The following is a 14,464-nucleotide window of genomic DNA, read 5'->3' as shown; positions in this document are numbered from 1 at the left end:
TCTTGAAAAAAGGGAGGGTAGAACAATGTCTGGGAAATATATATTTCCGGTCTTTATTCTTTTGTATGTCTCAGCTTCCTCGTTTGGCAGTGACGGCGATAAACTCTGGTATTTCGGCGGCGTCCCGATTACGGTCAACGGCACCACCGCATCCCGTTTCGACATTGCCTCGGACCAGGACGGCGGGATTTATTTCGCCTGGGAAGCCGATATCGGCTATCAGGTTCTCCTGCAGCGGGTCGATTATACCGGACAAACCAGCGGGGGATTTCCGATTCCCGGTCCGGCATGGCTTTCAGAAGTGGTTCTTTCATCCGGATTGGACAATCAGAATCCGGATGTGATATCCGACGGCACCGGCGGGGCGATTGTCGTCTGGGTGGAGAAAATCAGCGATACGCCCATCAAAACGTGGGTGTATAAGGCCCAGCGCGTCAACCAGCTGGGCACAAAACTGTGGCCCTCCGCGACCGTGTTAACCAGTTCGTATCTGGACGGCGGCTCAAGCCAGCCCAAACCGATTTTGGTCGGCGATGGAGCTGGCGGTGCGTATGCCGCCCTGCAGTGCAGTGCCGTGTACCGTCTGGTGCATTTTAACAGCAGCGGTGTGCTGACAGGCGGCGTGGACGGGCTGAATCTGGGCTTTAAGCCGGGTGATGCCGTCTCTGACGGAGCGGGCGGTGTGATTGTCGCCGGACTGAACGGCCTGCAGGTTGTCGCCCGGCGAGCAGCCGTCAGCGGCGGTTCCGTCGTGCCGCTCTGGGGGACCGCCGTCACGATAGGAAACACCACCAACGCAATTACGGAAATTCATGCCGCTGCCGACGGACAGGGCGGAGCGATTGTCTGCTGGAATACGAGCGATAATGTGCGGATTCAGCGGGTCAACTGCGCCGGCACAGTGCTTTGGGCGGCGGGCGGACTGGAGCTGGTCTCGGCGTCGGCGGTGGGCGGAAGTGCCTGGACCTACGGCATCAGCTCTGACGTCTGCAGCAATGGAGCCGAAGGGGCCTATGCGGTCTGGACGGACTGGCGAAACGAGCCGGCTATGGGCGGCAACAGTGATATTTATGCCCAGCATATCGACCGCGACGGCAATATCCAATGGGCCCTTTACGGCATCCGCATCAACAATCTGACGCCCGGCTCACAGCGAAATCCTGTGGTTTGTGCCGACACAACAGGCGGGATGATTGCCGCCTGGCAGGACTACTGGGGCTTAAGTTATAACATTCGAGCCTGCCGGGTGAATGCAGCCGGAGGGCTGATGTGGTCCAGCTGGGTGATTGATGATGATGTGTATCCGTCCAGCCCGGGCGCTCATCAGAAATACCCGAAAATCCTCTTCGCCAAGGACGGCCCAGCGCCTTTCGGAGCCGTTGTCGCCTGGAACGATGAGCGGGCGGCCCTCGCCAATTACTGCCAGAAGATGGAAATCAATACAGTCCAGCTGCCCCTGGCTCCGTCCAATCTGACGGCGGCCATCACCTCCCCGCAGATTCATCTGCAGTGGAAAGACAACTCCGCCAATGAAGAAGGCTTTGAAATTGAATACAAAAAGTGGTCCTATTTTTCCGCCGAACCGTCTTCCTGGACGATCCTGGACAGTGTCGGAGCAAATGTGATGTCGTACCAGATGAACGAAATTCTGTTCTTTAACTATTACTACAAATTCCGGGTGCGCGCCTTTAACAGTCAGGGAACTTCCGACTACTCCAACACAGCCACCGTCCTGAACGGATTCTTTCTGTATTCGATAACCGTCACGCAGCCCAACGGCGGTGAGGGCTGGCCGGCGGGCGCAGCACGGGAAATCACCTGGAACTCGTGGGGCACCATTCCCTTCGTACGGATTGATTATTCACTGGACGGCGGCAGCCACTGGGTGGACCCGCCGATTGCATTGTCCACCGCCAACGACGGTTCCTTCCTGTGGACGGTGCCGAATACCCCCAGCGACAACTGCCTCATCCGCATTCAGGATGCCTCCGACGGCAACCCGTACGACGTAAGCGACCAGCCGTTTCGGATTACGCCGGCCCGGCCGGATTTGGTGATGGAATCCTTTGTCTGTCAGCAGCAGGAAACCGCCGTTCAGGATCAGGTGCTGACGTTTCAGTGCGTTGTGCGGAATGTCGGGTCCCAAAGTGCCGGCAGTTTCTATCTGGATTTCTATCCCAACCGCTCCAGCCCGCCGGGGTCCAATGAATACGGAGCGCTTTATGCATATGTTCCGGCGCTGGCGGTGAATGAAACCTATACCTGGAATTTCACTTATACTTATCCGATTCCGGGCGTACAGTCGATTTACCTGCAGGCGGATACGGACCGGCAGGTTTTGGAGGCCGATGAGAACAACAACATCCGGGGACCTCATTCCCTGACGGTGTATGAATTTGAACGGAAAGAAGAAACCTACAATGCTCAGGGCTGGTTCGGCGGCGATGACCGACCGGCCTGGACACCTCGAAATGTCGGTTGCGGACAAAGCATCGTCCTGCCCCGCAGTGCCCAAGTTGCCTATGCGGGTTTCCAATTCACCGACCGGTTCGACTATGTCTATAATCCGACCGGTACAGGCCATGCCGTCACGCTGGTGCTGGATATACGGGCCGCAGACGGGACGATCATCAAAACAGTGACAAAAGACGTCCCCGCCTCGTTTAACGGCGGATGGGTCTTCTTCCCGGTCAACATGGATTTGTGGGGACAGAAGACCTATATTTTCACCTCATATGTCCAGGACGGACATCTGAACAATCTGTCCTCTTCGATCGCCGCCCGCACGGATAACCCCTGGCCGGACAGTCAGGGGTATTCGCTGAGCAGCTCCACGGCACCTTATGATATGAAAACCTGGAGCTTATGGACCGCCACCACGTGGGATTACAATTTCCGAATTGCCGGGTTTTATACGGATTTGAGTCCTTCCGATTTAGTCCGTGATTATCGGGTGAATCTGGAGGATTTTGCCCGTCTGGCCCAGGCCTGGCTCCGCACGGACTGCACACTGCCCGGCTGGTGCGGCCTGACGGATTTGAATTATTCAGGGCGGATTGACCTGACGGATTTGGAGGACTGGACGGACGACTGGCTGTGGGAAGGATACGGGGCGCTCGACCGGACCGCTGTTGCGGCGATGGACGCCCAGCTGTCTTCAACAGCAATCAGCGGTTCGGACGGAAGCCAATTCTGGCCCGGGACATATTTTGCCTATATCACCAACAGCGGCCGATACGGCAAGTTTATTGTGGAAAAGTATGAACCGGCGGTCAATCATCGGCTGACCATCGGCTGGACGACGTACAATGCCGACGGGACAATCTATTCCACCGGCACAGGGCTTGTGATTCGCGGCACCTACACATGCGATTTGGATATCGGCCTGGAGAGCGGCGCGGGCGAGGACTGGCAGTGGGCGATGCACACCTCCACAACCCGCTCGCTGATTCCGCGCAACGGCGCCCGATTCAGACTGATGTACCGCGCCCCCGGTCCGTAAGAATTCTTACCTATAGAAACCGATTTTGATCAATCCGTGCCGTCCGGAGGATGCGGCAGGAGTGTCTGCAATTGGCCAAGCAATTCAGGTATGCGATGCTGAACAACGTTCCAAATACGCTCCGTCAAAACCTCTCCATACTCATGAGCCAAAATATTTCGTTGGGCGATAATCAATTTCCAGGGGGGGCGTTCTTTGCTTGAGAGAATCAGAAATATTTCCGGCTGCTTCTCCTAAAATAAGAATCTGGTCTTTCCACAGCAGACCGGAGCATTTTGTCGTTTTCAAAATCCTGAAAGGTTTTATGGGAGGCAAAATCCAAAATATCGCGACAGGCCTGAATCATATCCCACAAAAAAGCGCCGTCTCGATTTTAGGCCGCATAAATGACCTCCGGCTGACCGAATATCTGTTTTTTTCGAAACGGATTTCTGACGGCGGCTTTTTCGACCAAATCAACCGGACGGCCGAAAAGTTCCTCGAGCGATTCCTTCAGTTGTGCCAAATCAAATAAGTCTATGCGGGCTTGCGGGTCGAAGATAACCAGAATATCAATGTCGCTGTCCGGACGGAAATTCTGCCGAAGGACTGAACCGAACAGAGCCATTTCGCGGACGTGAAACTGTCGGCATATTCTTGAAATCGATTCAGTCGGTAAGGAGATCGCAACCATACTTTTCCTCTTTAAACACAGTTTGATTTTACCCCGGTAAAAACGGAAGGTTAATTACGGTTTTTGCACGTCCGCACGGCGGTATTTTCGGAGGGCCTCGAGAAAGGCCTGCATATCCGCCGGCAGCGGGGCCTCGAATGTCATCGGTTCGCCTGTGGCCGGGTGCGTCAGTTCCAGTCTCCAGGCGTGGAGGGCCGTGCGGGCCATCAGCGGGCTTTCCGGTGCCGGCTGGCGGTCTTCAATCTGCCAGGGATAGACGACCTTGCCGCCGTAGAGGTCGTCGGCCACGATGGGGTGCTTCATCCAGGACAGATGCACGCGAATCTGATGGGTGCGGCCGGTTTTCAAGTCGAGCTTGAGCAGACTGTACCCGCGAAAGGCCTCCAGCACTTCGTAGATTGTTACCGCTTCTTTGCCGATGTCCGGGCGAATGGCAAACTTCTCCCGGATAAACGGATGCACACCGAGCGGCTGGTTGATGCAGTCAGCCCGCAGGGCCGGCGTGCCGTGCACAATGGCCAAGTAGGTCTTTCGGGTCCTGCGGTCGGCGAACTGGCGGGACAGTTTCCAGTGGGACGTGTCGTCTTTGGCCACAACCAGGACGCCGGTGGTGTTGCGGTCAAGCCGATGGACGATGCCCGGCCGCCAGTCATCGCTGCCTTTGGAGAGTTTCTGATAGTGATAGACCAGAGCGTTAACAAGTGTGCCGTGTTTGTAGCCGCGGGCGGGATGGACAATCAGGTCGGCCTGCTTGTTAATCACAATCAGATAATCATCCTCGTACAGCACATCCAGCGGAATATTCTCCGGAATCAGTTCACGGATGGGACGCGGCGGCAGAATCAAATCGATTTCATCGCCGGCTCGGAGCTGATAGCTGGGTTTGGCGGGCCGGCCGTTGACATTGACGCCCTGCTCTTTGATGAGTTTCTGCAGGCGGGTGCGGCTGAAATGGCTGAATCGGCCGCACAGATACTTATCCAGCCGGCGAAACTTCAGATTGGAGCCCACGCGAAAACGCAGGCGCTCCCCGGCCAGCTCTTCCATTTCATCCGACAGTTCGGATAACTCGTCTGTTTCCGGTTCGGCCCCGTTTTCCGAAAGAGGATATTCCTCATCCATCGTCATACGGCTACTGGGCGGCTGATTCAGCCGGAGGAGCCGGCACCAGAGACGGCTGGGCGGCGGGGGCGGCCTGCTGCTCTTCAGGAGTAGTGGAAGAGGATTCCTTTTCCTGAGGAGGGGCCGGAGCAAACACGACTTTTACCGAATTGTCCTGCAGCTGGTCCAACCGCTGCCGGGCTTGTTCGGTAACCGATGTTCCCTGATAGGCCGCATTCTGCATAATTCGGGTATAAATGTCGCGGGCCTGTTCGTACTGGCCGCTTTCTTCCGCACAAAGTCCCAGCTGAAGCTCCGCCAGCCCTTTGAGAGTCGGAGACTGAGCCAGCGCGAGGGCCTGCTGACAGGCCTCCTGAGCTTTGGCCAGTCTGGAGGAAACCTCCTCGGGGCTCAAATCCGCCTGCAGGTGCAGAGCGGAACGGAGCAGTTTGGCCTCTTCAATGCGTGCCAGAGCCGCCAGGTCTTCCTGCGGAGCCGTCTGAGATGCGGTCCTCAATTCTTCCGCTGCCGAATCAAGCAAAGAGGCCGGCTGAACTCCTTCCGTCTGACGGGTCGCCTTCGTAATGGCCTCCCGTGCGGTCTGAATTCGGGAAACCATGGCGGCCTGCTGAGCCCGACGGCTTTCCTGACGCCAGTGCTTCCAAAGAGGAATAACAATCAGGGCCGTCAATATCAGACAAACCCCGATAATCTGGTTGGAATACTTCCGCACAAAATCCGGCAGCTGGGCAAAAAACTCCGCCAGTTCGTTGGTCTTCAGTTCGTGACGATGTTCTGCATCCATAACAATTCCTGTTTTCGGCCTATGCCGGCTGCTCGGCAGGTCTGTTCGGCTTTCCCGGCTTTAAAGCCGCCTGCTGATTCGTTGATAAGATTCTCAAAACCGACAATTATAAGAAGTTTGCTTTTGACAGGCAAGAACTCTTTGCCCATACTATAGTTTCCCCCTCCGCCGGAGGGGAAGATATGAAAGAAGACCGAGGATGCAGAAATGAAAAAAAACCTGCCGGCCTGGACCGTTGTGATTCTTCAACTTCTGATGCAGCCGGGTGCAAGCCCGCTTTCAGCGGCTCCACTGGATCCCAGCCGTCATATCCCGCTCGAGCAGGTCAGACCGGGAATGGAAGGGTACTGCCTGACGGTTTTGGAAGGGACGGCCGTAGAAAAATTCCCTCTGAAAGTGCTCAGTATTGTCCGAAATGCCGAGCCTGGGTCGGATTTTATCCTTGTCGTCGGCACAGATGAGCGATTCAAAACCGTCGGTTCCGTCCAGGGATGCAGCGGTTCGCCGGTGTATTTGGACGGTCGGCTGGCCGGTGCCCTGGCGGCCGGCTGGTCAGATGCACTCGAGCCGCTTTATTTAGTGCGTCCAATTCAGGATATGCTGAATATAGAATCTCCCGCTCCCTCCGGGCAGGTCCCCTCTCTTGCTCCGGAACCCAAAGACCTCATCCATCCTGAAAAAGCCCAGAAGCGGTATTTGGACTGGCTTGGAAAGACCTGCTCCAGCCGCCGCACAATGCTTCCCCTGATGATGTCGGTACCCGCCGGCGCTGCTCAGTCCATCCAGCCGATTTTTGAATCGCTTGGCTTTGCAGCATTCACCGGCGCAGCCGCTGATGAATCCGCAGGGACTCAGGGACAGAGTCAAATCACACCGGGCGGCGTTTTGTCCGTCGTTCTGTGCGGAGGGGACATCTCCATCGCCGCCATTGGAACAGCCACCGATGTGGTCGGCGACACCGTTTACGGATACGGGCACAGTCTGCTGGGAACCGGAGCCGTCCAGCTGCCGATGGCGGCCGGCTACATTCATACCACGATTGCCCGCCGGTCTATTTCGTTCAAATTCGGCTCTCCCGGACCGATTCTCGGAACCCTCACATCGGATCAGGCCGCCGGTATTTTCGGACGAATCGGGCAGGAACCCCCGATGCTTCCACTGCGAATCCATCTGGAACGCACAGACCTCGGGCAGACCAAAGAATTTAACTGCCGTGTGGCTGTCCATCCGATGCTGACCCCCTTAATTCTGCGGGTCGTCATTATGTCGGCAGCCCTTTACTACGGGGATTTGCCTCAGGAACATTCTCTGGAGTATCAGGGGACTGTCGAAATCGAAGGGGAGGAACCCATTCAGTTTAAAAATATCAGTACAGATTCGGAAGCCCTCGTGCCGGCATCAGAAATTTCCGGGATTGCCAACCTTCTGATGAACAATCCCTACCGGCCGGCCGGTATCCGCTCGGTGGAGCTTTCCCTGCGCATTTCCGGCCGGTCCCGTGCTGCAGAAATTTGGGCGGCTGAATTATCCGATGACAAACCCAAGCCCGGCCGGTCTGTGACCGTCCGCGCGGTATTGGAGTCCTTCCGAACCGACAAAACCGTTCACTCAATCCACCTGCCGATTCCGGCGGAACTGAAAGCAGGCACGTATATGCTTCAGGTCCTGGACCGGGAGGAATATCTGGCATTTCTTCAGAAAGCATCGCCGCATCAGTTTACCGCCGAAGACCTGCCGTCGATGCTGGAAGCAGTCCGCCGCATTGTGCAGATGCCCCGCAACCAGCTGACCGCCGTCCTTCTGTTGGGCCGAGGCGGCATCGCCATTCGCCATCAGGACCTGCCGGACCTTCCATCCAGCCGGGTGCTTCTCCTGCAGGACAATCGCCGTTTTACGCCGGCAATGCCGCTGCAAAACTGGATCCAAACGCAAATAACTATGGACTGGGTTCCGAGCGGAAACATCACAGTCCCCATTCAGATAGAACCATAAAGGAATCTTTCATGAACAAAAGGCCGTTTTTGTTTTTGACGGCGGTTTGGACCGCCGGATTTCTTCTGTCAGGCCCCGCAAAGGCCGTTACTTCTGTGATTACCCGTCATTCCAAAAGCGAACATTTCCTGAAAGGAAAACTGGAAAATCTGATGGTGGATTCCGACGGCAACCTGCGTCTGGCCCGCCGTGCGGAGGTTCTCCTGAAGCCCGAAACCCTTGTGGGCGTCTGGACCATCAATGCTGTTCTGACCGAACCGGACGGTTCGGCCGTTTATCTGGGAACCAGCCCCAACGGCACCCTTTTCAAATATGCCCGCGGGCAAACGGAGATTTTGTATCCGACGGACAGCTCTTCCCGTCCCAAAGATGCTGCGGCGGCCCTGACTGCCCCGCTGCGCAATGAGCATATCTTCGCTCTGGCCTTCGATGCAGGCGGACGTCTCCTGGCAGGCATCAGCGGCAAGCAGGCCCGGCTGCTTCGGTTCGACAAAGAACCGACCGTACTCTTTCAATCGGATACCGACCGTTATATTTTCGCCGTTCTTGCGGATTCTCAGGGTACACTGTACATCGGCACCGGTCCCAAGGGACGGATTTATCGCCTTCCGCCGTTCGGCGGAAACGCAGAAATTGTTTTCGAAAGCCGCGACAAAAATATTCTGTCGCTGGCCTGGGCCAAAGATGGTTCTCTGCTGGCCGGCAGCGACACCCGCGGTCTGCTGTATCAGATTGATGTAAAGACCCGCACCGTCCGCGTTCTCTATGACAGCCAGCAGAAGGAAATTACCGCCTTGACCACGGACCCTGAGGGCAGCATTTATCTGGCGGCCTCCAGCGCCGCAGCGGTGGCCGGACGGATCGACTCCGCCGCTCAGGCGCTGTCCAAATCGCCCGGCAGACCCCAATCCGATACAGAGCCGACGGAACCGGAGGAGCCGGACGAAGGAGGGGATGAAGAAGAGGAGCCGGGTGAATTTCATATGACGGCGGCGAATACGGTCGAAGAACAGCGGCCGATGCCCCCAACCGCCCCGCCGGCTCCGCCGGTCGGACCGGGACCGCGCGCCGCCAGCATGCTGGTCCGAATCAGCCCGGACGGTTTCGCGCGGGAAATCTTTTCCGACAGAGTTGTCTTTTATGACCTGCTTTATCAGGACGGCATCATTCTGGCGGCTACCGGCAACCAGGGGCGTCTTTTCGGGCTTGACCCTGTCATTGACCATCGCTCCATTTTGTATCAGAATGACAAATCCGCGCAGATTACCGCTTTGACTGCTGATGCGGAGAAAGGGCTTCTGCTGGCGCTGTCCAATCCCCCGCAGCTGGTTCGTCTGGCTCCGGAAGCAGCCCCGGAAGGAACTTATATCTCCGACCTCATTGACGCCGGTCAGCCTGCCCGCTGGGGCAAAATTCAGGCCGAAGCGCGTCTTCCGGAGGGGGCATCCATCCGGTTTTCCGTTCGCAGCGGCAATCTTAATGAACCCAATGACCCGACATTTTCTCCCTGGACGGCGGAACAAGAGCTGACCAAACCGGCGGTTTTGGGCTGTCCGGTTGCACGATACCTGCAATACCGACTCACCCTGGTTCGAGGCAAATCCGCGCAAAGTCCTCTTCTGCAGGAAGTAACGATTGCTCACAGTATTCCGAATCTTTCTCCGCAGATTCAGTCCCTGCAGGTTCAGCTCTCCAAAGACAAACAAAAACCTTACCTGTTCCAAATCCTGGCGCGGGCTTCGGATGAAAACGGAGATACGCTGGTGTATCATTTCGATTTCCGCAAGCAGGGCCGCAAACGCTGGATTTCCCTGAAAAAAGATTCAGAAAAGCCCGTGTTTGAATGGGACAGCCGAACGGTGGAAGACGGGCGGTATGAAATCCGGCTGACCGCCGATGACAAACGCTCCAATCACCCTTCCGACGCCCTGACCTCCTCCCGGATCAGTGAGACCGTTATCGTGGATAATACGGCCCCCGCCGTGGAGGACGTACATCTGAATGTTCAGGGCCGCACGGTGGAGATTCGTTTCAGTGCCGCGGATGTTTTTTCGGCTGTCGCCGAAGCTCGGTACACACTCGACAGCCGGGAAGACTGGGCCGGGCTGCTGCCGGATGACCAGGTGTTTGATACGACAGAAGAACAATTTACGCTGCGAGTGGAAAACCTTGAGCCGGGCGATCACGTGTTGACGCTGGCCGTCAGCGACAGTCCGGGCAATACACGCTACCAAAGTTTCGAATTTACCATCGGCCAAAACGGATAACTATGCGCTTGCTGGCGTTTGAGTCTATCGTCAGGACCGTTGCAGATCTATGCATCCGGGCCGCCTATGAACTGCCGGAAGACGTGTCGGCAGCGGTTCGGAAGGCTGCACAAAACGAATCCAACCCGCGTGCCCGACTGATTCTGGAGCAGCTGCTCGAAAACGCACGCATTGCCGCCGCCGAACGCATCCCGATTTGTCAGGATACGGGTCTGACAATTGTTTTTGCCGAACTGGGCAGCCGTGCGGTAATCACTCCGCCGGCGGACAATCCCTCCGCCACGCTGACGGATGCCATTCAGCAGGGCGTTGCGCTGGCTGCGCAGGAAGGCCTGCTTCGCAAAAGCGTCGTCGCCGAACCGCTGCACCTGCGGCGCAACACAAATACCAATACTCCGGCTTTTGTTCATTGGAGTCTCGTGCCCGGTGAGCAGCTCCGGCTCAGCGTCATCCTCAAAGGCGGCGGCTGCGAAAACAAAAGCGCTTTTCGGATGTTTAAACCGACCGAATCTCCTCAGTCCGTCTGCCGCTGGATTGTCGAACAGGTCCGAAATGCCGGGGCAGATGCCTGCCCGCCGTTTGTGGTCGGAGTCGGTCTGGGCGGCGATTTTGAAGTCTGCTGTCTTCTGAGCAAGAAAGCTCTGCTGCGCCCTGTCGGCAGCCGACACACAGACCCGTTCTACGCCGCCCTTGAAGAAGATTTACTTCGGGATATCAACGCTCTGGGGGTAGGTCCGCAGGGGCTGGGAGGAGATACAACCACGCTGGGCGTTCAGATTGAAACGGCTCCCTGTCATATCGCCTCGCTGCCGGCGGCCGTCAATATCGAATGCCACGCCCACCGTCACGCCTCCGCCGTTCTGTAGCCGAGGTCATTCCGACAGGGATTTCAAAATCCGGTCCGTATCGACGTAATCCTGCACCATTTGATGGAGCCGGATAATCTTGTCCGTATCGTACGAGCGAATCTTAAAACCCAGATCTTTCATCCGGGCGCTGACGGTAAACGTATCGTCGTCGCTGAGCAGCACCGGAATCTGGCTGGCTCGAAGGAGAGGTTCGATGGTCGGGTGCGGCTCAAATCCGCCGGTCAGAATCATCCCGCCGGTTTTGTCGCCGTATCGCGACAGCAGCAGAATCGTAATCAGGATATTGTCGATACGGTCGCCGGGGATAATCACAAGGGTATGATCTTCAATATGCCGGAATACATGCTGCGGCTCCATTGCGGCGATAATCGTATGATTAATTCGGTTTGTTAAAGCATCCGTGCCGCACAAAATCTTATAGCCGAACTCCTCCGCCACCTGTCCGACGGTAAACTCCGCCAGCGACGGCTCATAGGGCATTGCCCCGACCAGCTCTGTCCCCAAAAGACGCAGTCCTTTGGCGGCGGTCTGTCGAATCTTGTCGTATTTTTCCGGAAGAATCTTGTTGAGAATTACCCCAATCACCTCAACTTTATGGTCAGCAAACAGAGCCAGGCTCAGGGCAATTTCGTCGAGAGGCCGCCCGATGCCGCCTTCGGTGACAATCACCACCTTGGCTCCGAGCAGACGGGCCACCCGTGCGTTGGAAAGCCCAAAGCAGCTGCCGACACCGGCATGTCCGGTCCCTTCGTAAATCAGCATCGGATGTTCCCGGCTGAGTTTCTGATGCACCTGAAGAATCTGCTCCTCGAGCGGACCGACATCGGGGTTTTCAATAAACCGCTGGGTAAAACCCTTTTCAATCGCAATCGGGCTTAAGTAATACGGGTCATCCTTCAGGTGAAAAACCTGGTGCATCAGCACGCCGTCTTCATCAATATTTTTGTCGTGATAGCGGACATAATGCTGGCCGACCGGTTTGCAGTAGCCCGGATTGAGCCCCTGCTCCTGCAGCAGCTGCATCAGGCCCAGACAAACCGAGGTCTTGCCGCTGTCGCGAAGGGTAGCGCCTATGTAAATCGGTTTCATACCTTATGGTCCTGTGGAGTTTCTGGATAAAATCATACCGCCGCACTCAAAGAAAAACCATAAAAAATGCGGCTTTCAGGCCGGATTATCCGGACCTGTCCGGTCATTTTCCAGACTTCGGATTCGTCGGTCCAGAGGGATTAACCCCCAGAGGATAATCAGGGCGATCCCCGTCACTCCCACGGCGGCCTCATACAGGCCAAACCCGCAGGCAATGCCGATGCCGGTAACCAGCCAAATCGTGGCCGCTGTGGTGATGCCGTGTATTTCGTGGGTGCCGCGAATGAGCGCTCCGGCTCCGATAAAGCCCACGCCGGTGATGACGCCCTGCAGGATGCGGGAAGCGATCTCGAGGGAGTCGTCGCTGATTGACAGGCCCAGATGGGTAAACAGAGCGGTTGCCAGACAAATCAGGATATTGGTCCTCAGGCCCGCCGGTTTGCGGCGGATTTCCCGCTCCAGACCAATCAGACCCCCGAGCAGAACAGAACTGACAAACGGCATCCAAAACGGCCAATTCCAGAAATCCAGCTCCATCTTCGGAGTCCTTTCCAAAAATTATTGTTTATAAAGTCTTTCATATAAAATATTTATAAAATGACAAGAAAAATTTTTAATTTTTCTCTTGCAGAGGTGTCGAAAAAGGATTATGCTATATCTCATTATTCCGACCGTATAGATGAGGTATTATATTGATGAATCCGTTTGAGTACTTTCAGATTTCGCAAAAATGCCGATATGCTCTACGGGCCCTGCTGCAGTTGGCCCTTCTGGATAAGCGGCAGCCGGCGGCTGTCAGCAAGTTGGCGCAGGCCCAGCAAATCCCCTCTCGTTTTCTTGAGGTCATTCTCAATGAGTTGCGTCAGGGCGGTTTTGTTCTGTCTATTCGCGGCAAACACGGCGGATACATCTTGGCTAAAAGTCCCCGTGAAATCTCGATAGGGCAAATCATTCGATTTCTCGAATCTTCCAACAAGCAAATGGCCCCCGCTCATCCTGAGATAGAGGGCCCTTCCAGTGAAAAACAACTAATTGAACAGATTAACTGTTCTATTTCTCAGGTTCTGGACTCAACAAGTCTTGAAGATTTGGCTCATGAAGAGCAAAAACGAATGTGCTCCTATGTGGCCAACTACATAATTTAAATTTTTTTTGCATAATCCTCTATAAAATAATAGGAAAACAAGTATTCTTGGATATTTGCATGGAAACACATTACCGCAGTGTATTGAAAGCCGTCAGCTACCGCCTGACCGGAACGGTCGTCACCATATTCACCGCGTGGGTGGTCACGGGGTATCCCGATTCGGCCCTGAAAATCGGTCTGCTGGACATTCTCATTAAGGTTCTTGTCTTCTACTGTCACGAACGATTGTGGAACCGCGTTCCTATCGGAAAACTGAAAGCCCCGGAATATGAAATTTGAAGGCGAAAGAAATCATGGATTCCCTTCTCGAAGAAATCCGTCGAAAAACGCAGCACCAGCCCCCGCAGGAGATTCTGCGGACAGCCCTGGAATTTTTTGGCAGCCGTATTGCTTTGGCGACCAGTTTTGGTGCGGAGGATCAGGTCCTGACGGATATGTTGTGCCGTCTTCAGCAGACTCCGGCGGTCTTTACCCTGGATACCGGACGCCTGCCTCAGGAGACTTATGAGGTCTGGGAGGAAACGGAAAAACGGTACGGCATTCGGATTGAAGGGCTGTTTCCGGATTTTCGCCAAGTTGAAGCGATGACGGCCGAACATGGAATCAATCTGTTCTATCAAAGCGTTGAGTTGCGCAGGCTGTGCTGCCGAATCCGCAAGATTGAACCGCTGAAGCGGAAACTGTCTTGCCTGGATGCCTGGATTTGCGGCCTTCGTCGAGAACAGTCGCAGACCCGAAGCTCTGTAGAGAGTGTGCAGCGGGACGAACAGTTCGGTCTGATGAAAATCAGCCCGCTGGCCGAATGGAGCGGTGAACAGGTCTGGGAGCATATTCGCACGCATCGGGTTCCCTACAACAAACTCCACGACCGGGGATACCCGAGCATCGGCTGTGCCTGCTGTACCCGAGCGGTATCAGCGGGGCAGGATCCGCGTTCCGGACGCTGGTGGTGGGAAAACCCTGAGCAGAAAGAATGCGGACTGCACTGGAATCAAGTCTGCCTGAATCGGAGATAAACC

The 14,464-nt window shown here is 55.7% G+C and carries 13 protein-coding genes; 7 read left to right on the top strand and 6 right to left on the bottom strand.

Going from position 1 to position 14,464, the window contains the following annotated elements; translation table 11 throughout:
- Positions 1–25 precede the first annotated feature (25 nt).
- Positions 26–3,502 (top strand): CARDB domain-containing protein, encoded by a 3,477-nt coding sequence (locus tag PKY88_08675; GenBank protein HOQ05271.1) that lies wholly within the window; start codon positions 26–28, stop codon positions 3,500–3,502.
- 373 nt (positions 3,503–3,875) lie between these two features.
- Here PKY88_08675 and PKY88_08670 read toward each other — a convergent pair whose 3' ends face one another.
- The 4 genes from PKY88_08670 to PKY88_08655 are packed head-to-tail and all read right to left on the bottom strand — an operon-like array spanning position 3,876 to position 6,230.
- On the bottom strand, positions 3,876–4,175 hold the full coding sequence (locus PKY88_08670) for a nucleotidyltransferase family protein (GenBank protein HOQ05270.1): 300 nt from the start codon (positions 4,173–4,175) through the stop codon (positions 3,876–3,878).
- Between the two features lie 54 nt (positions 4,176–4,229).
- Positions 4,230–5,303: an RluA family pseudouridine synthase gene (locus tag PKY88_08665; protein HOQ05269.1), complete on the bottom strand. Its 1,074-nt coding sequence runs from the start codon at positions 5,301–5,303 to the stop codon at positions 4,230–4,232.
- A 4-nt stretch (positions 5,304–5,307) separates the two neighbouring features.
- Positions 5,308–6,081, bottom strand: coding sequence for a hypothetical protein (locus PKY88_08660; GenBank protein HOQ05268.1), 774 nt, complete (start codon positions 6,079–6,081; stop codon positions 5,308–5,310).
- Positions 6,054–6,230, bottom strand: coding sequence for a hypothetical protein (locus PKY88_08655; GenBank protein ID HOQ05267.1), 177 nt, complete (start codon positions 6,228–6,230; stop codon positions 6,054–6,056). The genes PKY88_08660 and PKY88_08655 overlap by 28 nt, the downstream gene beginning before the upstream one ends.
- A gap of 58 nt (positions 6,231–6,288) precedes the next feature.
- On the opposite strand from PKY88_08655, the gene PKY88_08650 reads away from it, so the two are divergent.
- The 3 genes from PKY88_08650 to PKY88_08640 are packed head-to-tail and all read left to right on the top strand — an operon-like array spanning position 6,289 to position 11,206.
- A complete protein-coding gene (locus tag PKY88_08650; protein ID HOQ05266.1) occupies positions 6,289–8,073 on the top strand; it encodes a SpoIVB peptidase S55 domain-containing protein in 1,785 nt (594 codons plus the stop codon).
- Between the two features lie 11 nt (positions 8,074–8,084).
- Positions 8,085–10,340, top strand: a complete 2,256-nt coding sequence (locus PKY88_08645; protein ID HOQ05265.1) for a hypothetical protein — start codon at positions 8,085–8,087, stop codon at positions 10,338–10,340.
- A gap of 2 nt (positions 10,341–10,342) precedes the next feature.
- Positions 10,343–11,206 (top strand): fumarate hydratase, encoded by an 864-nt coding sequence (locus PKY88_08640; GenBank protein HOQ05264.1) that lies wholly within the window; start codon positions 10,343–10,345, stop codon positions 11,204–11,206.
- A 6-nt stretch (positions 11,207–11,212) separates the two neighbouring features.
- Here the strand turns inward: PKY88_08640 and PKY88_08635 are convergent, their stop codons facing one another.
- Positions 11,213–12,298 carry an AAA family ATPase gene (locus PKY88_08635; protein HOQ05263.1) on the bottom strand — a complete coding sequence of 362 codons (1,086 nt, stop codon included), beginning with the start codon at positions 12,296–12,298 and terminating at the stop codon, positions 11,213–11,215.
- 75 nt (positions 12,299–12,373) lie between these two features.
- Complete coding sequence (locus PKY88_08630) at positions 12,374–12,835, bottom strand: MgtC/SapB family protein (GenBank protein HOQ05262.1); 462 nt, start codon at positions 12,833–12,835, stop codon at positions 12,374–12,376.
- Between the two features lie 158 nt (positions 12,836–12,993).
- Here PKY88_08630 and PKY88_08625 point away from each other — a divergent pair, with 158 nt between their 5' ends.
- From PKY88_08625 to PKY88_08615, 3 genes are read left to right on the top strand one after another with little or no spacing between them, the layout of a single operon-like run.
- Positions 12,994–13,443, top strand: coding sequence for an Rrf2 family transcriptional regulator (locus PKY88_08625; GenBank protein HOQ05261.1), 450 nt, complete (start codon positions 12,994–12,996; stop codon positions 13,441–13,443).
- 59 nt (positions 13,444–13,502) lie between these two features.
- Positions 13,503–13,724, top strand: coding sequence for a DUF2061 domain-containing protein (locus PKY88_08620; protein ID HOQ05260.1), 222 nt, complete (start codon positions 13,503–13,505; stop codon positions 13,722–13,724).
- A complete protein-coding gene (locus PKY88_08615) occupies positions 13,721–14,461 on the top strand; it encodes a phosphoadenylyl-sulfate reductase (GenBank protein HOQ05259.1) in 741 nt (246 codons plus the stop codon). The genes PKY88_08620 and PKY88_08615 overlap by 4 nt, the downstream gene beginning before the upstream one ends.
- The last annotated feature ends 3 nt before the right edge of the window (positions 14,462–14,464 follow it).

The sequence above is a fragment of the Anaerohalosphaeraceae bacterium genome, assembly GCA_035378985.1.
Classification (GTDB): Bacteria; Planctomycetota; Phycisphaerae; order Sedimentisphaerales; family Anaerohalosphaeraceae; genus JAHDQI01.
The sequence above is the reverse complement of the archived record's forward strand: the minus strand, read 5'-3'. Positions and strand labels throughout refer to the sequence as shown.

Excerpts from the sequence above, each read along its gene's own strand:
- PKY88_08675 (HOQ05271.1), top strand. The coding sequence starts at position 26 with ATGTCTGGGAAATATATATTTCCGGTCTTTATTCTTTTGTATGTCTCA.
- PKY88_08670 (HOQ05270.1), bottom strand. The coding sequence starts at position 4,175 with ATGGTTGCGATCTCCTTACCGACTGAATCGATTTCAAGAATATGCCGA.
- PKY88_08665 (HOQ05269.1), bottom strand. The coding sequence starts at position 5,303 with ATGACGATGGATGAGGAATATCCTCTTTCGGAAAACGGGGCCGAACCG.
- PKY88_08660 (HOQ05268.1), bottom strand. The coding sequence starts at position 6,081 with ATGGATGCAGAACATCGTCACGAACTGAAGACCAACGAACTGGCGGAG.
- PKY88_08655 (HOQ05267.1), bottom strand. The coding sequence starts at position 6,230 with ATGGGCAAAGAGTTCTTGCCTGTCAAAAGCAAACTTCTTATAATTGTC.
- PKY88_08650 (HOQ05266.1), top strand. The coding sequence starts at position 6,289 with ATGAAAAAAAACCTGCCGGCCTGGACCGTTGTGATTCTTCAACTTCTG.
- PKY88_08645 (HOQ05265.1), top strand. The coding sequence starts at position 8,085 with ATGAACAAAAGGCCGTTTTTGTTTTTGACGGCGGTTTGGACCGCCGGA.
- PKY88_08640 (HOQ05264.1), top strand. The coding sequence starts at position 10,343 with ATGCGCTTGCTGGCGTTTGAGTCTATCGTCAGGACCGTTGCAGATCTA.
- PKY88_08635 (HOQ05263.1), bottom strand. The coding sequence starts at position 12,298 with ATGAAACCGATTTACATAGGCGCTACCCTTCGCGACAGCGGCAAGACC.
- PKY88_08630 (HOQ05262.1), bottom strand. The coding sequence starts at position 12,835 with ATGGAGCTGGATTTCTGGAATTGGCCGTTTTGGATGCCGTTTGTCAGT.
- PKY88_08625 (HOQ05261.1), top strand. The coding sequence starts at position 12,994 with ATGAATCCGTTTGAGTACTTTCAGATTTCGCAAAAATGCCGATATGCT.
- PKY88_08620 (HOQ05260.1), top strand. The coding sequence starts at position 13,503 with ATGGAAACACATTACCGCAGTGTATTGAAAGCCGTCAGCTACCGCCTG.